Annotated in this window: 15 protein-coding genes; 5 read left to right on the top strand and 10 right to left on the bottom strand. The window is 41.6% G+C overall.

The window, feature by feature from the left end; all coding sequences use genetic code 11:
* Positions 1-93: 93 nt before the first annotated feature.
* The 9 genes from QOL76_RS03700 to QOL76_RS03660 all read right to left on the bottom strand — a co-directional run bounded on the left by QOL76_RS03700 (position 94) and on the right by QOL76_RS03660 (position 13440).
* Positions 94-1812 (bottom strand): RagB/SusD family nutrient uptake outer membrane protein, encoded by a 1719-nt coding sequence (locus tag QOL76_RS03700; protein WP_283411677.1) that lies wholly within the window; start codon positions 1810-1812, stop codon positions 94-96.
* Between the two features lie 13 nt (positions 1813-1825).
* Positions 1826-5131, bottom strand: a complete 3306-nt coding sequence (locus QOL76_RS03695) for a SusC/RagA family TonB-linked outer membrane protein (protein WP_283411676.1) — start codon at positions 5129-5131, stop codon at positions 1826-1828.
* Positions 5132-5406: 275 nt separating this feature from the next.
* Positions 5407-5580, bottom strand: a complete 174-nt coding sequence (locus QOL76_RS03690) for a hypothetical protein (protein WP_283411675.1) — start codon at positions 5578-5580, stop codon at positions 5407-5409.
* A gap of 75 nt (positions 5581-5655) precedes the next feature.
* Positions 5656-6732, bottom strand: coding sequence for a glycoside hydrolase family protein (locus QOL76_RS03685; protein WP_283411674.1), 1077 nt, complete (start codon positions 6730-6732; stop codon positions 5656-5658).
* A gap of 57 nt (positions 6733-6789) precedes the next feature.
* The gene (locus QOL76_RS03680; protein WP_283411673.1) at positions 6790-8040 is read right to left on the bottom strand and encodes an enolase C-terminal domain-like protein; all 1251 of its coding nucleotides are present in this window, start codon (positions 8038-8040) and stop codon (positions 6790-6792) included.
* A 52-nt stretch (positions 8041-8092) separates the two neighbouring features.
* Positions 8093-9313, bottom strand: coding sequence for a glycoside hydrolase family protein (locus tag QOL76_RS03675; protein WP_283411672.1), 1221 nt, complete (start codon positions 9311-9313; stop codon positions 8093-8095).
* Positions 9310-10755, bottom strand: a complete 1446-nt coding sequence (locus QOL76_RS03670) for a sulfatase (RefSeq protein WP_283411671.1) — start codon at positions 10753-10755, stop codon at positions 9310-9312. Before QOL76_RS03670 ends, QOL76_RS03675 begins: the two co-directional genes overlap by 4 nt.
* A gap of 5 nt (positions 10756-10760) precedes the next feature.
* Entirely contained in the window at positions 10761-11834 is a 1074-nt protein-coding gene (locus tag QOL76_RS03665) for a Gfo/Idh/MocA family protein (protein WP_283411670.1), read from the bottom strand.
* A gap of 7 nt (positions 11835-11841) precedes the next feature.
* Positions 11842-13440 (bottom strand): sodium:solute symporter family transporter, encoded by a 1599-nt coding sequence (locus QOL76_RS03660; RefSeq protein ID WP_283411669.1) that lies wholly within the window; start codon positions 13438-13440, stop codon positions 11842-11844.
* A gap of 335 nt (positions 13441-13775) precedes the next feature.
* Between QOL76_RS03660 and QOL76_RS03655 the strand changes: the two genes are divergently transcribed.
* From QOL76_RS03655 to QOL76_RS03640, 4 genes are all read left to right on the top strand, one after another.
* Entirely contained in the window at positions 13776-15404 is a 1629-nt protein-coding gene (locus QOL76_RS03655) for a sulfatase family protein (RefSeq protein WP_283411668.1), read from the top strand.
* A 242-nt stretch (positions 15405-15646) separates the two neighbouring features.
* Complete coding sequence (locus QOL76_RS03650; protein ID WP_283411667.1) at positions 15647-15964, top strand: low molecular weight protein tyrosine phosphatase family protein; 318 nt, start codon at positions 15647-15649, stop codon at positions 15962-15964.
* A 32-nt stretch (positions 15965-15996) separates the two neighbouring features.
* Positions 15997-16497, top strand: coding sequence for a peptide-methionine (S)-S-oxide reductase MsrA (msrA, locus tag QOL76_RS03645; protein ID WP_283411666.1), 501 nt, complete (start codon positions 15997-15999; stop codon positions 16495-16497).
* Positions 16498-16809: 312 nt separating this feature from the next.
* Positions 16810-18498, top strand: a complete 1689-nt coding sequence (locus QOL76_RS03640) for a sulfatase family protein (protein WP_283411665.1) — start codon at positions 16810-16812, stop codon at positions 18496-18498.
* Between the two features lie 283 nt (positions 18499-18781).
* On the opposite strand, the gene QOL76_RS03635 is transcribed toward QOL76_RS03640, so the two are convergent.
* Entirely contained in the window at positions 18782-19099 is a 318-nt protein-coding gene (locus tag QOL76_RS03635) for a GIY-YIG nuclease family protein (RefSeq protein WP_283411664.1), read from the bottom strand.
* 286 nt (positions 19100-19385) lie between these two features.
* Between QOL76_RS03635 and QOL76_RS03630 the strand changes: the two genes are divergently transcribed.
* Positions 19386-20183: a phytanoyl-CoA dioxygenase family protein gene (locus QOL76_RS03630; RefSeq protein ID WP_283411663.1), complete on the top strand. Its 798-nt coding sequence runs from the start codon at positions 19386-19388 to the stop codon at positions 20181-20183.
* Positions 20184-20191: the final 8 nt, after the last annotated feature.

The following is a 20191-nucleotide window of genomic DNA, read 5'->3' as shown; positions in this document are numbered from 1 at the left end:
ATGGGCATTCAAGATAATCTGAAATAATAAAAAAGGAGATTATAAATCCCCTTTTTTACTTTTATAAACCCAAATTAAACCTATGAAGTTTTTTTATTCCCAGCCTGGATTCTGTACGAGGTTAGGATTCAACACTAATTCATCAGAAGGAATTGAGGTGAGGTAATCCTGATCAGGTCTGAATCCATATCCATTTGGCAACTGGTTCTTGAAATAGTCTGTCTGACCATTTGCATCGATCAGAGGAGTGAAACCAGGGAATTCTGCAGGATCAAAAGGGTAACCCTTTGGTCTTTTTCCAATTACCAGATTATGAGCAGCCCATCTTCTAAAGTCATCAGGTCTCTGACCTTCCAGTGCTAGCTCCACTCTTCTTTCGTTTCTAATGGCATAAAGTGCATCGTCAATTGAATAGCCATAGTCGAGCAAATTGGCTCCATACTCAGACTGAGGAATTACTTCAAACGCTGGCATGCCTACTCGATCACGCAGTAAATTGAGAGCTTCGAATGCGATGGTACCATCTAATTCGTATTTAGCTTCTGCATAATTTAGTAGCACTTCTCCGTATCGGAAGTATATTCTTCCTGTTTGACTTAATCCTCCAAAATCTGCACCTGCTGCCGAAGAATAAGGGTTTGAGAATTTTTTCACTTGAAATCCGGTTGAACAAAGTTCCTCGGATCCGCCAGTCAAGAAAGGTTTATCAAATACCTGTCCTGAGCTAGCTACTCTTAAATCCCCTGGGATCCAGATTGTGGATTGTAATCTCGGATCAGTTTCTTCTGCAATTTTCTTAAGAAATTCATTTCCCTTTGCAGTTTGAGTGAGGGCCTCATAGTTATAAGGTTTGCCATCCTTGCCGAGGTAAGAACTGATCAAAGACCATGTCAAAGACATATCCCTTGTGCGTCTGGTCGTATAAAACTGCAGTTCATGACCTAGTTGCTCTGATGTGCTGGCAATTCGGTAAAAAAGAACTTCGTTTATATCAGACATGTTGTCTTTTCCGAATAAATCGTAATAATCTGACTCTGGATTTCCTGTGGAATATACGCCTACAGTATAGCTACCATTCATAAGTTTTTCTGCTGCAATGACAGCTTCCTGAAAGTACTTGTTAGGATCGGCGCCGCTAGTACCGAATTCAGTGCCTGCATGGTATTTTTGCCAAGAGCCTTCATAAAGAGCCACCTGCGTTTTAAATGCAAGAGCAGTTTCTTTATTCAGTCTGGCATTACCTACGCTGGCTCTGGTTCCAAGATGTTGGAATGCAAAATCCAGCTCAGATAATATAAAATCAGCAACCTCAGTTCTTGGGTCTTGTGATTTAAAAAGCCCTTCATCACCTGGGAGTAACTGACTCGTATAAATCGGCACATCTCCATATACCTGTAGCTTCTCGTAGTAGAACCAAGCTCTGAAGAAATGAGCTTCTCCTAGAAATTGCGCATATGAACTCAGATCGTCCTGCACATTTTCTAGATTGTCAAATAAAATATTAATACTTCTAATGTCATCCCATTCTCCTGTCCATTGTCCATTTCTAGGAGCGCGTGAACCTTGAATCACTGCATTAGGGACTGCTACGATCAGATTGTCTGAGCTAGTTTCTGATAAAGGGAGATTTGCTGAACCATGGGTAGGAAGTCCTGCATAGTACTTCTTTACATAGTTTTCTATGTCATTTGCAGTTTTGAAATAGTCTTCAACTGCAATTTGATCTTCAGGCGCATTGTCTATAAAGGATTCGCATCCAAAAGTTCCGGCCAGAACAATCAAGAGTCCAAATATTGATATTGATTTTTTCATTGTCATCGTCATTTTAATAGGATACTTGTACACCTACAGATATCATTCTATCCGCTCCATAGGTTTTTCCAGCTCCCCATGAACTTCCGGTAGCTACTGGATCTATACCTACTGGTATTTTGGAGAAAGTCAATAGATTCTCTCCTGTTACATACATTCTGAAATTGCTCAGGCGCATTTTGTTCAACACCGGGTCTGGAAGTGTATATCCTACCTGCAAGTTTTGCAATCTCAAGTAGGCTCCACTTTGAAGGTATCTTGTACTGGTCAATCTGTTTTTATTGTTTTGACCATCATTAATATAAGGTCTTGGGAAATAGGCGTCTAAATTGATATTTGCATCGCCTTCATATAGTCCTGTATACATATCCCCAGGAGTGTCTCTGAAATAATCCAAATGTTCTGGAAATAAGGAGGACTGATTACCTGATCTGAAGCCCCAGAAAATATTGTCTCCAGAGCCAAATGCAATGTCTCTCTTTCCTACACCTCTCCAGATCATAGAAAGGTCAAATCCTTTGAAGGAAGCATTGAGATTTAGACCATACTGCCATCTTGGAGTACTGTTTCCAATTATGCTTAAATCACCAGGGTTTTCCAGGGTATTAGTTCCATTGTCAACTTTTCCATCTCCATTAATATCTAAATACTTTACGTCACCTGGATTCCAGCTAAGGCCTGTCAAATCAGATAAGTCTACTTGTGAAGTGTAAGAATCTACGTCTTCTTGGCTTGCATATAATTCATTGGCAGTGTAGCCCCAGATTTCACCCTGCTCTCTACCTTCATACCAAGTAGAAAGTACGCCGTTAGGATTAAGATACTCTGTTACAAATGTGCGGCTGTCAAAAATGTTGAAGCCTACATTGAAAGTAAGTCCATTAGAAAGCGTTTGACCATAGTTAATGGTTGTTTCCCATCCTCTTGTTCTTAGCGTGGCATTGTTAGACTGCGGTACTGTAGCACCCAATACTCCTGGCGCAGGATCCACGGGGCCGATCATATCAAAAGTTGTTCTTTCAAACCAGTCGAATACAAACTTCAAACGATTATCCAAGAAGCTCATATCAGCACCGATGTCTATAGACCTTGCAGTTTCCCAAGTGAGGTCTGGACTAATCAATGAAGGTGTGCCAGCAAATCCGATTGGTCTAGTTCCGCCCTGAGAGAAGATCCAGTTTACTGCATTGCCAGATAGCGGAATTAGTTGCAAATCCTGATAAGGATCTACATTTTGATTCCCCAATTCACCCCACGAACCACGGATTTTAAACGTGTTTACCGTCTGGCTGATTGGCTGCCAGAAAGATTCCTTATCGATATTCCACCCTGCTGAGAAGGATGGGAAAAAGCCCCATCTGTTTCCTTCTCTGAATCTTGAGCTACCGTCATATCGTGCATTTACTTCAATCAGGTATTTCTCATCAAAGTTGTAATTGAATCTTCCAAAATAACCCTGAGTGCTTACTGTTAAAAGGTTTTCATTCATTTGAATTTCCCCATCAGCGGTGTTCAAAGATGGGACGTTAGGTACCAATAGGTTGGTTCTATATCCAGATAAATTCCTGTTTTGAGTCTTTTCAAATTGGGTTCCAACCATAGCTTTGAAATTATGGACTTCATTCAGCTGGAATTCGTAAGAAGTGTAAATGTTACTAGTCCAATACAAATTACTATAATGAGTTCTTCTAGTATTGCTTGGTACTGTGTTTCCACTTGGTGTGACTGTTCCGTCCACTAAATGGTCATATACGGTAAGTTCATTACTTCTATAAAAAATATCAGTGTTTTTCATGGCAAAATCTCCATGAATAGTCCATCCTTCTGTAGGTCTCAGGTCGGTTGCAAAGGTGTGCCAGTTTTCGGTGGTCTCAGTGATATCTGTACCAGCATCGTTTACCCAAGGGATTTTGGATTGGATCATGATATTTCCAAAGCCATCGTACATAGCATTAGTAGGCATGGTTCTGGCGATTTGATGGAAAATCAGATCATAGCTACCCTGTCTGTCCATATTAGGGATTTCCCTGATCTGCTTGGAAAAACGTGGCTGGTAGGTAAAATCCCATTTATCTGTAATGGAAGTTGTAATCTTACCCATGATATTATAGCGATCAAAAGTATCTGTGCCATAGTTTAAGACACCTGATTGACCATATAAACCTGCAGAGAAGTAATATGAAGTTTTTTCAGACCCACCTGAAAGGCTGAGGTCATGCTTTTGAATCATTCCCTTACCGAAATATTCATCAAACCAATCCCTGTTTGCATTACCAAATTGGTTGAAACCCCATTGATTTACGTTGTTGGGGTTAGGCGTTGTTTCAAAGAAAGTAGCATCGGCAGGGAAGTTGGCATTTGATCTTAGGAAGTCAAAGTCACCGTTCTGGAAAGCAAGAATATTGTCAATTGTTCTGTTTGGGAAAAATCTTCCGCCAGCGCCAAATACACCCGCCTCATTAATTACCTTGGCGTGATCATAAGAGTTTAGCATGGATGGAAGATTTTGAGGAGAAGCTACCCCTACACTTCCCGAATAGCTTGCTTTCAGTTTACCTCTTCCTGATTTTGTAGTAATTACGATAACACCATATGGTGCTCGTGCTCCGAAGATTGCAGATGCTGCAGCGTCTTTCAATACTGAAATAGATTCTATGTCATTTGGGTTCAAGCGATCCATGTCTCCAGGAATCCCATCAATAACTACATAGGGAGAGCCACCATTAAGGGATCCCATACCTCGGATCTGAATATTCATTTCAGCCCCTGGCTGAAACCCATTGTTACCAACACTAAAAGTTAGACCAGGTGAGGTTCCTTGAAGCAATTGTGATACTGAAGGAGAAGGACGGTCTGCTAACACTTTTCCTTCAACTACATCTACAGCTCCAGTGAGGTTGGTGACTTTCTGTGTGCCATAGCCAACTACCACCACCTCATTTAAAGATGAAATATCCTCCTCCATGACCAAATCAATTATGGTCCTGCTACCTACAGTGATTTCTTGGGATTGATAACCAATGTAGCTGAAAGCTAAAACTGTGCTTTCTCCAGGGACAGTGATGGAATATCTGCCTTCCGAATCCGTTACAGTACCAGCTGTGGCACCTTTTACTAGAATTGTCAATCCTGGCAATGGAAGGCCTTCTGAATCGACTACAGTGCCTTTTACGGCAATAGGAGACGTTTGGGCCATACTTGATCCTGAACTTGACAGGAAAAAGAGTAGAAGGCAGATGCAACCAAGAATACCAAAATTTACTTTGGTTTCAGGCCACATTCTGATACTACTCAGATTTTTTGTAGTAGAATTTTTCATACGCACAAAGTGGTTTGTATTGGATAGAAATGTTGTAGACAGCTATCTAGGAAGGGAATTGAATAAAGCTATTTCTAGATAGCTGCGGGTAAGTTAAGTAAAAATAGTGCAGATGTCCTAGTAGTTTTTGAAAAAAATAGGGCTTTAGGTCTAAAAACGTGTAAAATATTGATTTACTGCTCAAACAGTGGGGATTATTCTGGGGAATTGGTAGGAAGAAAAATAGAATATGGGCATGGACTCCTTACTTTTCAATAGTAAAGGAGTTTTCCCTTTTAAGGGAATATGTATATCTGCTTTTGGTTGAGTATGGTGTCAAAAGCAAAAAAGCATAGGTTAGACTTAAGAATCGAGGCCACTTCAGCCTGTCCCGCCAGTGTAGGAGTCACCGATCTTCCGACTAGATAAACAAAAAAGCTAAGGTGACTGGCATCTTTGCGGATACTCATATAGGTGAATTATACGATTTTAAAAAAGATGATATCATTGGACTAAGTCGAAAAAGACAAGGATTTCGGTTTTGCTTATTTATGTAGCGGGATAAAAACAATAAATGAATCATCGCCTTGTTTAGCGGCTAACCCTAAGGTGATCAGATTTCCACTTTCTTGATATACAAATGGTCGTTCTAGTCTATCGGGTTTGAGGATAGATCCGTCTTTCATCTTTATTTCTTTTGGCATGATTCGATACTCTGAAGCTTTTTGCCATTGGAGACCATCAGAAGAGCTGACCAAACCTATAAATCCATCAGACGCATGGAAGATCCCATAGTAAACTTCACGCTGCTCATCGTACCAAAGTGACATGTCTTCGGTGTCCAAATAATCAATTACCGGGTCAGGTTGAATCTCATAAGGTCCTTCAGGGTGATCGCTTATAGCTATAGCCTGATTTCTGATAAATTTTGTTTCATTTGGTTTATCACCTTTGACAATCATATAATATCTCCCATCCTTGCCTCGGGTCACCGCTGGATTCACGGTCAAAGTCGTGATAGGGCCTGAAGGTTCTATAAGGGGCACGGACTGTCTCACCCATGGACCAGAAAGCGAATTTGAAACAGCCACTCCGGTACGCTGATTTGATCTGAGAATATGCCTGTTTGGATCTTTCAAATCCTTCTGGCTAAAACTCTTTAAATCACTTTCTGAATAATCTAAGTTATCCCCCAAATTGGTGGATATGTAGTAGAGGTAATACTTGCCCTTAAAGTATTTGATCTTGGGATTATGTGCAGTTATGGCGTCCCAATGCCCTTTTCCATTGCTCTTCAAAACTGTTTCCTTGTATTCCCAAGGTCCTGTTGGGCTGCTCGACACAGCATGAGCTATCTCAGAGTAAACTAGCCAGCCCTTAAAACTGGTAGTTTTTGGCCATCGGGAATAAAAGAGATGGTACATTTCATCATTTCCTTTGACAATCGATCCGCCCCAATTGTAATAAGCTTCCGTTCGAAAGATATTTTCGGTATCCACTGGCAAAATGGATTTAGAAATTTGCAAATCATCTTGCGCTAAACAAATTGTCTGGAGCGACAGCCAACCTAAAATCCCTAGGGCATACCTTGCAATGGCTACTTTTTTAAAAGAAATATTCATTTGAAGAATGTTTTAGAAACCTGTTGAGCAATTTTGGTAGTTGGCTACCGTGCTCCCTTAATAGGAGTATTCGTATTGTAAAAGATCCGCGCTCATTCCTGGCTCCAGGGGAGTTAGGTACTTGCCATCCTTGACAATTGCCGGGGACTTAAAATACTCACGTAAATGAGGAATGTATTCCAAAAGCAAAGCAGGATGTCCCAAAGTAATATGATTGAATAAGACCAAATGCTGGTGAATCTGTCCCATATCTCCCACGTGTGGGACTACCGGTATATTGTATTTGCGGGAAAGTAAACTGATCAAAATGAACTCAGAAACTCCACCTACCCGTACAGCATCCACCTGATTGAATGACATGCATCCAGATTGAATGAAGTTTTTGAATATCACCTTGTTCGGAACATGCTCGCCCAGCGCAAGGGGGACATCGACAGCTTTTGCCAAAGCCATATGAGCAAATACATCATCTGGATGCGTAGGCTCTTCTATCCAAAACGGATTGAGTTCTTTTAATTTGGAGCAAATATCAATTGCTTGAGGTAAAGTCCATTGCTGATTTGCATCAAACATAATGGTGGCCTGATCTCCAGCTACTTTCCTCACCAATTCGGCTCTGCGGATATCATGAGCTGCATTTTGAGCTCCTACCTTTAGTTTCATTGCAGCGAACCCATTATCCATAGCAGCTTCCACATTTTGGATGATTTTTTCGTCAGAATAATTGAACCAGCCAATCGAAGTATCGTAGCCAGGGTAACCAGTTTTGATGATGTTTTCACGTGATGCAATTCCAGCTTTCTGGTTTTTGATCAGCTCAATAGCCTCATGCTTTGGTAGAATGTCCTCATAGTAAGAGAAGTCCAGCGTGTTTACCAATTGCTCAGGACTCAAATCAGTAAGTAATTTCCACAAGGGGACTCCTTCTGCTTTTGCCCAAAGATCATAGCAAGCATTCACTATCGCTGCCAAAGCCAATTGAACCACGCCCTTATGCGGGCCTAACCAACGGAAGTTTGGGTCATCTGCCATTTTTTTATAGGTGGTACCAAAGTCGGACATCAGTTCATAGATCTCTTTACCTTCTATGTGTTTGACTAGGTATTCTATCGCGTCGCAAACAATTTTATTTCCAGATCCTAAAGTGAAGGCAAGACCTACTCCTTCCAACTCAGTATCAGTGGCAAGCTTACAGACTGCATAGGCATAAACGGGACTGGTATGTACAGCATCAGATCCCGCGCCGTCCTTTAAGTCAAAGCGCATGTCACTCGAAAGGCCTTTTTTAATTACAATAGATTTTCTCATTCTTAAAATGGTTTTGCTGATTTTAATACAGCATAGGTTGATTGCATAGGTTTTAATTTGCAGGGGTCACTGCTAGAGGTATTTGTATATTAAATGAACTTCCGTCCTTTTTGTCGTTCACATTTTCCACAGCGGCTGCGCAATAGAGGTAAAGCGGAATTCCATCATCACTAAGTAGTAGTTGAGGTCGCTCCAGACGATCTAAATGAAGGATTTCTCCATTTTCAAGAGTAACCTCCCGTTTCATAAAAAGAGGCTCGCTCGTGATTTCCCATTTGATGCCATCCTCAGATTTTAGGATCGCCAGAACTTTCTTTTCGCTTCTTGCCACAGTGCCAGTAAAGTCTTTGACCACTGCAAAAAAGCAGTCGTATTTAGTAGAGAACCAGACGTAAGGATCTTCTGTGCTGGCAATTTTCCCGTCTGGCATACGTACATCGAAGATGAATTCATCCCTTGCCGTAAATGGCCCCACAGGTGTGGGTCCAGTCGCTACTCCATGAACACCCTTCCAGGATGGTTCGTAGATGTTTCCTTTGAAGAAAAGCATGTATTCCTTTGTCTTCGGGTTGTAGTCCACGGAGGGATTCACCACAATCAGGTTATCTGGCTTAGCTACGGTTCCTTCAGGAGAAGGATTGACTACTTGGTTAGGCTTGACACGTGTCCGTGGACTTAATAGCGGCTCTGTAGGCCGAGTGAATTTCCCTGCTTCCAAATCTTCAAAGGAATCGAATTTGATCACACCAAGTTGTTGGCTTTGCTGCACACGATTTCTCTTATCCACATCTGGAGCAATTTGCTCTCCAGGGTCTTTTCCGCCTATATAATAGAGATAGAATGATCCATCAAATTCCTTCACATGTGGATTGTGGACGCCTTGCGCATCCCAAGCATCTACATTTCCATCGTAGCGGGCACCTCGAAGAATAATTTTTTGGAACTCAAAATCCCTGTCAGGATAGTCAGAGATAGCATGTCCAATCTTGCTTTCCAGGACCCAACTTTTATTAAACTGCTCTTTATCAGCCCCACTTTCCCAGAGAGCAAAGAGCATGTGGTATTTCCCTTCTTTACCTTTTACTACGGAACCTCCCCAAACGAAATAATCCTTCAGTTTCAAGGTAGAAGGTCCGTCTAGAAATTGATTTTCTTCGCCTTGTTTCAGCACTGCCTGTACAGGCAAAGGCTTCACTTGAAACTGTGCAGTAGCAATTCCTGAAATGGAAATCAGAAAGCAGGCTAAAGCTATTTTCTTCAATGCAGTTTTCATTTCGAAGCTTGATAATTTATACCCAAATCATTGTCTCTTACCTCAGCCAATTTTTTCTTTAGGATTGCCTGCAATTCATCTAGAGTTGCTTTGTGCGCTGGATCATGGGCAAGATTTGTAAATTGCTGGGGATCATTTTCCATATCAAAAAGCTCCATTCCTGCTGAGGCATCCTCATTGTACTGTATATAAGCCCACTTATCTGTGCGAATCAAAAAGGACTTGCCTCCCTGCGTGACAGAGAAAGCATAATCCCGCACTTTTTTCTTAGGATTGTGTAGAACAGGAACCAGACTTTTCCCCTGAATAGCCGCTGGATATTCCAATCCTGCCAAGTCAGCCAATGTAGGGTAGAGGTCCAGTAGCTCGGTGAAAGAGTTTACTACAGCCGGTTTTTTGCCAGGCACCTTGATCATCATCGGCACGAGAACAGACTCTTCGTGCAAACTCACTTTCATCCAGAACTCGTGCTCATCCAGGTGAAAACCATGATCCGAGGTGAAAATCACAATTGTATTGTCTTCCAATCCTTCTTCTTTCAGCGTCTTTAAGACCTTCCCAACTTGCGCATCCATATAGGAAACTGCTGCATAATACCCAGCAATTGCCTTTTGCTTCTGCACGTCATTCATCTCCGCATTGACACTGGTGACGTAGTTTATCCCACGTTCAGGTATATCATCCCAATCATTCTCTACCTGCTCTGGTAGCTTAATTTCTTCATATGGAAATGGATCGAAATACTTTGCTGGCGCCACAAAAGGCACGTGAGGTCGAACCAATCCTACTGCTAGAAAGAAGGGCTTGTCTTTATGTTGGCGGATCAATTCGGATGCTTTTTCGGCTGTTTTACCGTCAGAATGTACCAAGTCATCCCCGTCAGCTTGGACTATAGTCATCACATTTCCACCTTTTCGCTCTATGCTTCCGTCAGGGTTGTTTTGCACCAGTTCTGCTTTACCTGCAGCCGTCCATTCAGGACCTTGGGAGTTAAATTTCTCAGTCCAGGAAGCAGGATCATCTGTTCCATCTGACCCTTTTTCTATATCGATCGGGACGCCCATATGATAGATTTTGCTCACTCGGGCTGTGTAGTAGCCATTTTGCTTAAAAAGCTCAGCCAAGGAAGGTCGGTCAGGACCTACATTTTCCCTACCGCTTACGTAGCCATAGGTTTGCGTAGCATTGGGATAATAGCCAAACATAAAGGAAGCACGGGATGGTCCGCAAACTGGATATTGTGTGTACGCGCGGGTAAATAGTGTGCTCTCCTTCGCCAACTGATCGATGACTGGGGTTTTTGGTGCCGGATTTCCGTATGCTCCTAGGGCTGTCGTAGTCAGATCATCAGAGATGATAAACAACACATTTGGCTTGTTCTTTTCTTGGGAAAAAGCTGTAAGTGATAGTAGACAACAGGTGATGTAAAGTAGTTTTTTCATGAGGATCAACTTATTTTACCGAATGGTGTACCACCTGATTCGGATGCTTTGTAAACTGTTTCGACGAGTTTCATGGTCTGAAGAGCGTCTGCTGTACTGTTTGGTAAATGAGTTCCAGGATTTTCGCAGGTTACCTGCAAGGCCGCCATCGAGCCGATGAATGCATGAGGAAACCAGCCACCCTTCAGCGGAATTTCCTGCCAGCCTTTAGGATCATCTAACAGACAGTACTCCATCTTTGGAGCCTGACCTTTGGGATAGTCCAGAGATAGCCCAATTGTTATTTTGATTGCGCCTTTTGTTCCTTCTATTTTGAAGTAGGATTCTTGGTTTTTTAGACCAAACTCATGTCCATGATTTGTTAGAATTCTGGCTTGGGTGAATTCATCGTAATCCAAAATGATGGAGCTTCGTGTATCTGCCAATTCTGTCATTTTGGGATGACGGATGGTGCTGGCATGTACCCGCGAGGGATTTCCCATAAATGAGCGAATCAAATCCAAGTAGTGAACGCTGTGGTAGAGCACTTCCATACGAGGCTTTTCTTTCAGAAATCCCCAAAGATGCCAAGGGGTAAAAACGCAGACTTTCAGTTCCAGGTCATATATTTCCCCAAGTAATCCCTGCTTAATCATATCCTTGGCAGCTAGCATATAGGGAGCAAACTTCAATTGGAAATTCACTGCTGCGATCAGCTTCTTTTTGAGACAAAGCTCATGGATTTCAGATGCTTCAGCCAGTGTTTCGCCCATTGGCTTTTGGATCAACACTGCCGTGCCATTAGGCAACTGCTCAAGAATCTGGATAATCTGATCTGCTGGGACGGCAAGGTCGATTATCGCCTTTTGCTCAGTGGCGGCTTTAATCAATTCCGATAAATCGGAAAATGTCTGAGATACAATTGGAAACTCAGCTTTTGCATTCTCACTTTTCGCTTTATCCAAATCATAAACTCCCATGACCTTCCATCCAGCCAAGGTATAAGCAGGTAAGTGAGCATTTGTCACTATCCCACCTGCACCTATAATTGCAATAGGGCGAGGGTTCTGAGGAAGTATAGGAGACTGATTTAAATTCATATTTGCTTTAATAGAAAATCATGTAAATGGTTAGCATTATGGCTACAAGGAGGGCACTCAACACTTTTGTTTTGGTAGAGGACGATTCTATGCTGAGATAGAAATCTCCGTTAACGGAACTCGCTTGTTTATCAGTAAATGAAGTGGCCCAGTAAATCAAACTGGAGATCAGAAAGAAAATATAGGTTTGCCTAAGCCAATTGATACCAAGTCCCTCGCTGCTGGAAATGTAATTATCTACTCCTCCGACCGGAATATACTTTTCTATCATGAAAATCACTCCGGCAAATAAACTCCCACCAAGTAAGGTGACAAAAGCAGCAGTTGAAGTCCCTTTTTTAGACAAAATTCCAAATAAGAAAACCGCAACTATAGATGGAGCGAAGATGGAAAACATCTGATTGATGAGTTCGAAAATGGCGCCAAGGTTGCCTAAGAATGGAGACCACGCCACAGCCAGCACTAAAACCACTATTGCCGAAATTCGTCCAATTCTGATCTTCATGCTATCCGATAGATTTGGGTTGATTCTTCCAAAAACATCATATACTAAAAGCGTGGAGCAGCTATTCAATGCCGCTGCCACAGAACTCATCACAGCTGCAAGTAAAGCTGCCACCATCAATCCTTTTAGCCCGATAGGCATCAAGTTCATAATCATAATCGGGAGCACAGATTTAGTGTCACTACCTATTTCATCCTTGAATAAAGCAAAGGCAAGAATCCCCGGAATTACCATGATAAAGACAGGCAAGATTTTTAGGAAGCCCGCGAAAATGGCTCCGAGTTTTGCCTGATTTTCTGATTTGGCTCCAAGGACACGCTGTACGATCGTCTGATCTGTACACCAATACCATATACCCAAAATCAAATGCCCGAAAAGCATATCCAGAAAAGTGAAGCCTTTCGCTTCCGAATCAAAAGCTACTGCATGGAGACGGTCGGCTGAAACAGCATTTTTTAATTCCGCATAGCTAGTAATTCCTACATCTGGAAGTGCAAAAATTGCAAGTAAAGTCACCGTTAGCGAACCTAAAATCAGGATCACTGTCTGAATAGTTTCGGTGACTACGACTGAAGTAAGCCCACCGATAATGGTATATATCCCGGTTGCAAGGGCAATAATTACAATGGAGCTGAGGATGTTAATTCCGAATATTTGCTCGAAAACTACCGCCCCTGCATAGAAGCTGACACCAATATGCATAAATAGAGCCGCCAGTATGCTGAATATTGCAAGAATGATACGGGAACGCTGATCGTATCGCTTTTCCAAAAACTCAGGAAGCGTGGTGATTTTCGTTCTTAGATAGAATGGTATAAATACAAAAGCGAGTATGAGCAGTTCAAATGCTGAGAACCATTCGAAGTTCCCCCAAACTATGCCGTCTATAAATCCTGATTCTGCTAAACCTACCAAATGAACGGTAGAAATATTAGAGGCAAAAAGTGAGGCGCCGATTACAGACCAGGTCAAAGATTTCCCCGCAAGAAAATAGCCTTTACTAGTTTTCCTCTTTTTGGAAGAAAACCATAGGCCAATGACAACTATTGCCAGCAGGTAAACAATTATTATTAGTAAGTCTAATGCGCTTATTGAGGTCATTACATCGGGTTGTTGAATACCAAATATGGGGCATAAACAATTGCCTTTATTGGTAAATCGCTACTAACATAATTAAATTAGTGCTAGAGCCCTAGTTTATCTCTTAATTTTTTGTTCACTAATAGTATTAGGTTAATTTTCCGATGATATTACCACCGCATTAACAATGGAATGTTTGTTCTATCGAAGCGATGTAGATTTATTGAGTGCTTAATTTCTGTTTTGAATTCCAGCACTTAATACAGTACAAGCCATGGAATTTTGATAGATTTTCTTCTAAACTGCATGATTTGATCAAATAACTATAAATTCGAACTTCAATAAAAAAATACACTATGTCTGAGTCAAAACTCTATTTTCTTTTTTTAGTTGCGGCTTTTGCATTTAGCTGCAACGCTAAGGAGGAGCAAAAGCAACCCCAAAAGCCCAATATTATCTTTATCATGGCTGATGATCACGCTTATCAGGCCATTAGTGCCTATGGTGGAGGGTTGAATGAGACGCCAAACATAGATCGAATAGCAAAAGAAGGAGCGATTTTCACCAGAGCTACAGTAACAAATTCCATCTGCGCACCATCTAGGGCTGTTCTGCTCACAGGAAAGCATAGTTTCATGAATGGTAAAGTGGATAATATCCAGCCATTCAATTGGGATCAGGATAATTTCCCGAAACTGATGCAGGCCAATGGCTACACTACAGCACTAATTGGTAAGATCCACTTGGACGGACAGCCTCAGGGTTTTGATTATTCTATGGTTTTGCCTGGACAGGGTCACTATTACAATCCCGACTTTTTAATCAATGGGGAGAAAAAGCGAATAGAAGGCTACGTCACAGATATTACTACCGATTTGGCTTTGGACTGGTTGGAAAATGGACGAGATAAGGAAAAGCCTTTTGTAATGCTTTATCACCAAAAGGCTCCTCACAGAAATTGGAAGCCAGCGCCAGAGTACTTGACATTGTATGATGACAAGGAATTCACTCCTCCGGCTAATTTCTTTGATGAAGAGACAAACTATCAGGGAAGAGGAACAGCAGCTCGTGAGCAGGAAATGGAGATTGATGAGATCATGCGTTGGGGACGTGATTTGATGTTGGAAGTAAATCCTAACGGTGATAGTACTGGTTTGGCAGGAGATTTAAAGCGATTCAATCCTGAGCAATTGAAGGCTTGGAGAGAAGCTTTTGATCCAAAGAATGCGGCTTTCCTGAAGGCTTACGGACAACTGGACGAGAAGACCTTGAGCATGGAGAAGAAACGTGAGATCGCGATCTGGAAATACAATCGCTACATCAAAAATTACCTGCGTACAATCAAATCCGTGGATGATGGAGTAGGAGAGGTTTTGGACTATTTGGAAGCAAATGGACTGGCGGAAAACACCATCGTAGTATATACTTCCGATCAGGGTTTTTACTTGGGAGAGCATGGCTGGTTTGACAAGCGTTTTATGTACGAAGAGTCTTTCCGTACTCCGCTTTTGGTAAAGTATCCAAAAGAAATCAAGCCAGGAACTACCATCAAAAACTTGGTTCAGAATCTTGATTTTGCGCCTACATTCCTTGATTATGCAGGTATTGAAGCTCCTAAAGAAATGCAGGGCGAGTCTTTCAGAAAGCTAGTCAGCGGAGAAAGTAAAGAGTGGAGAGATGCAGTTTATTATACTTATTATGAATATCCTGCTGAGCATAGCGTGAAGCGTCATAATGGCGTCGCCACCGATAGATACAAGCTGATTCACTTCTATTATGACATCGATGAGTGGGAACTTTACGATCTGGAAAAAGACCCTAGTGAAATGAATAATGTCTACGATAATCCTGAGTATGCTGAGGTGAGGGAAATGATGCACAAGAAATTTGAGGAGGTTCGCGAAAAGTATGGAGACAGCGATGCGAATGATAAGCGTTTCCTGGATGAATATATGGAAGTTTATAATAGGAGGAATGGAAAGTAATTACCAGACAGAAGACGGGAGACAGAAGACGGGAGACCGAAGTAGCCTTAAACTTAGCATCTGCCAAATCCTATGATACTTTTGTCAACAACTACAGGTGGTCAAAATTAGTAGAGCAGGTAAGGAAATGAAGTAGTTCAACAGTTCAATTATTTACTTTGAAAATGATATTTGACAATCGAGAATATTAATTTTCAGAATTGATAATCCAACACAATTTGAATTTATCTAAGCGATGAAAGATGAACATACTATTCGTTTGCAGTAGAAATATTTGGAGAAGTCCAACTGCAGAAGCGATTTATAAAAATAGGCAAGATCACAATTTCAGATCAGCTGGAACTGAGCCCTCTGCAAGGATTAAAGTTTCTGCAAAGTCTATTTCGTGGGCGGACATAATTTTTGTTATGGAGAAGAAGCATAAACAAAGATTGTTTCAAAATTTTAGAGATGAGATAGAAGATAAAACTTTAGTGATTCTGGATATTGAAGATGATTATCAGTTTATGGATAATGAACTAATTGATATGATTAGAGTTTCTGTTGATCAGTATTTGTAAATGAAAACGCATTAACGCTAAACCAAAACAAAATGAGCAATACTAAAAAAGCATACATCGCAGGCGGTTGTTTTTGGGGGATGGAAGATCTCTTCAGAACACGTCCGGGAATCGTAGATACAGAAGTTGGTTACCAAGGTGGTGAAAATGAAAACCCCACCTACAAAAACCATCCAGGTCATGCCGAAGGCATAGAACTGACCTATGACCCAAGCCAAACGTCCTTTAAAGAAATTTTGGATTACTTCTTCAGAATGCACAATCCTACGACGGTGGATCAGCAGGGAAATGACATGGGCTCGAGCTATAGATCAGCGATTTTTTACCAAAATGAGGAAGAAAAAGCGGAAGCTCAGGAAATGATTGACTTAGTCAATGCATCCGGCAAATGGCCTGATAACGTAGTGACCACCTTGGAGCCTTTTACTCCTTTTTGGCCAGCAGAAGACTATCATCAGGATTACTTGGTAAAAAACCCGAATGGATATACTTGTCACTTCTTGAGATTTGAGGAGAGTTTTATTGAGGGATGAGGAGGACGGATGACCGATGTAGGGTGTCCGATGTAAGGTGAACGAAGACGGAAGACCGAAGACCGAAGACCGAAGACCGAAGACGGGAGACGTAAGTAGGCTGATGTCTAAAGTTAAAAGTTAAGTATTTCTTATGTTGCTTTTGTCTCTTAGCCTGTCTGCCAACATGAAAATTCAAGCAATAAAAGAAGAGGTCAGATCAATTGTTGAGGCCGTACCGGTCATCCGACATCCGGCATCCGGCAAACCAATGAAAGTGCTGCAACTGACATCTTTAAACACAAATATTAATACTCAAAAAACCACCTTAAAATGAAGCATAGTTTAAAATCTTTTTTCCTCGGCTCCTTGGCTATACTTGCTTTTGCATGTAAAACCCAAGAGGCTGAAAAAACTGCGGAGAGGCCAAATATCATTTTTATCATGTCGGATGATCATGCGTATCAAGCAATTTCTGCTTACGACAATACTTTGATAGAAACTCCGAACATTGATCGCATAGCGAAAATGGGGATGCTTTTCACTAATGCATCTGTGACAAATTCTATCTGTGCGCCTTCTAGAGCGACCATTTTGACTGGAAAACACTCGCACATCAATGGAAAAGTGGATAATCATTTTCCCTTTGATACCACAAATGTGACTTTCCCGCAGATCCTTCAGGATGCAGGATATCAGACTGCCATGTTTGGAAAGCTTCACTTCGGAAACAGTCCAAAAGGCTTTGATCAATTCAAGATTTTGCCAGGTCAGGGTGCTTATTACAATCCTGATTTTATCACCAAAAATGAGGGAAACATCAAAGTTGAAGGCTATGTGACGGATATTATCACAGATATGACCTTGGATTGGTTGCAAAATGAGCGCAAGGCCGATCAGCCTTTTATGTTGATGTACCTGCACAAGGCGCCACATCGCGAATGGCTTCCGGCTGAAAGACATGTAGAGGAATTCACCAACAGAACTTTCAAAGAACCGGCGACACTTTTCGATGATTACTCAGGCAGAGGTAGAGCTGCGCACGAGGCTGAGATGAATCTTCTGACAGATATGCACTGGTCTGGGGACTCAAAAGTTTACCCGGAAGTGATGGACGAATTGGGCATAGAAGGAACATCCGGTTGGGACAAGGGAGCTTTTGATAGAGAAGTAGGCAGAATGAATGAAACTCAGCGTGCCAACTGGGACAAGGCGTATATGAAAGTGAATGAAGACTTCAAAAAAGCCTACCCAACCATGACGGAAGAGGATAAAATGAAGTGGAGATATCAGCGCTACATGCAGGATTACCTAGGCACGATCAAAGCTGTGGATGAAAATGTGGGTCGGGTATTGGATTATTTGGAAGCAAATGATTTGATGGAAAATACGATCATAGTTTACACCTCTGATCAGGGTTTTTACCTAGGTGAGCATGGATGGTTTGACAAGCGTTTTGTGTACAATGAGTCTTTCAAAACACCTTTATTGATGGCTTGGCCAGGCAAAGTAGAAGGAGGAACCAAATCAGATGAGATGGTACAGAACCTGGATTTTGCACAGACATTCTTAGCAGCTGCTGGAATAGAAGCTCCATCTGATATGCAGGGAGAGAGTTTGTTGCCTTTGCTTACTGGGGAAACAGATAAGTGGACCCGTGATGCGGTTTACTACCACTATTACGAATATCCATCGGTGCATATGGTGAAGCGTCACTATGCGATCATTACCAAGGAGTATAAACTGGTTCACTACTACTTTGATAATGACGAATGGGAATTGATCGATCGTAAGAAAGACCCTATGGAGTTGACCAATGTCTATGATGATCCAGCTTATGCAGAGATAAGAGCAGATTTGCATAAGCAGTTGGATGATATGAGAGAAAAATATGGTGATAGCTCAGAGCTAAGTCAGGAATATATAGAGAAATACCTTGACTACATTCAGGAGAATAACTCGTATAACGGAGGTAAAAACACCGAGTTGATCGATAAGATTTTTGAGGAGAGGAAGAAATAACTCAACAAACCTAATATGAAGCCCCGATGAGAATTGGGGCTTATTTTTAAACCGCAAAGGTCGCGGAGGTTAACGCGGTGTGCGCAATTGTCAGGCTAAGCGAAGTCGGTGTCAGGCTGAGCGCAGTCGAAGCCTCTTTTAAAGTAAATGAAGTTATTGTCCTCGACTTCGCTCGGACTGACACGATTTACGGTTAAAAACATAATCCGTCATTGGTAGCGAAGTCGTATGTCAGGCTGAGCGAAGTCGAAGCCCTCGTCAATTTTCATCAGCATGCCATATATTAATTCTCCTTTAAATTTTTATGAGAAGTCTCATTCTTGCACGCTGATAATTCTTTCAATTTATCCCATTCTTCATTAATCATTGCGAGTTTTTTCTTTTTGCTCCATCCTTTAATTTGTTTTTCAAAAGAAATAGCCTCTTTGATTTCTTGAAATTCCTGAACAAACACTAACTCCAAAGGCCGTCTTTTTGCAGTATAGCAAAAGGGATCTATGCCTTCAGAATGTTCAGCCAATCTCCTCTCCAAATTATTTGTAACTCCTGTATAGAAAGTATTGTCGGAGCATTTCAGTATGTAGACGAAGTATATTTTCATACAATTTCAATTGAAAAAATGAGTTTTGTAATAACAATATACCAATTACCAGTGCCGAATGTGGATATCTAAGTTGTATTAAATTACAATTAATCTTTCTGTAGTTGTCAGGCTGAGCGAAGGTGTTGTCATGCTGAGCGAAGTCGAAGCCCCTTTTAATTTATGTAACATTAATGTCCTCGACACCGCTCGGACTAACACGATTTGCGGTAAAAACCACTTTTTATTAAAATCTATTTTATTACCCATTTGAGCTTCCTAATTTAAAAGCAACTAACCCAAACCCATGAATAACCTCGATCAACCCTATCCAATCTCTCCTGAGGCCAAAGCTTTTTACCAAGAAAATAACTTTATCAAACTGAAGCAGGTACTCAGTCCTGAGGAAGTCGCTCATTTTAATGAAGTGATTTCAGCAGAAGTTCAGCGAAAAAACACGCAGGATAAACCGATGGAGGAGCGTGATACTTACAGCAAGGCATTCTTACAGATTTTTAATTTGTGGACCGAATCTGAGGAAGTGAAAAAGCTGGTCCTAAGCAAACGACTAGCACAAATCGCCGCGGATCTGATGGGCTGTGAGCAAGTTCGGATATACCACGATCAGGCCTTATTTAAAGAGGCGGGTGGAGGAATTACTCCTTGGCATGCCGATCAGTATTACTGGCCGATAGATTCCGATAATACGATAACAGCCTGGATTCCTCTTCAAGCAACTCCGCTGGAAATGGGGCCGCTGGAGTTTTCTGCCGGAAGCCAGCAGATTGTTTTTGGTAGAGACTTGGAAATAGGGGATGACTCAGAACTGAAAATCAAACAGAATCTTCGTATCAATAACTTCGAGCATGTGATCGAAGCATTCGATTTGGGAGAGGTGAGCTTTCACTCAGGATGGGTTTTCCATCGTGCCGGAGCGAATCAGACGGATCAAATGCGAAAAGTAATGACAGTGATCTATATGGACGCAACCGCCAAACTCAAGAATCCTGAAAATACTAATCAGATCAATGACTGGAATACCTGGTGCCCGGGAGCGAAGATCGGCGAGGTGATCGATACGGAATTGAATCCTGTGGCTGGATAAGATAACTT

The sequence above is a fragment of the Algoriphagus winogradskyi genome (assembly GCF_900182815.1).
Taxonomy (GTDB): domain Bacteria; phylum Bacteroidota; class Bacteroidia; order Cytophagales; family Cyclobacteriaceae; genus Algoriphagus; species Algoriphagus winogradskyi.
Note: the sequence above shows the minus strand (reverse complement) of the source record. Positions and strands in the feature narration are given on the sequence as shown.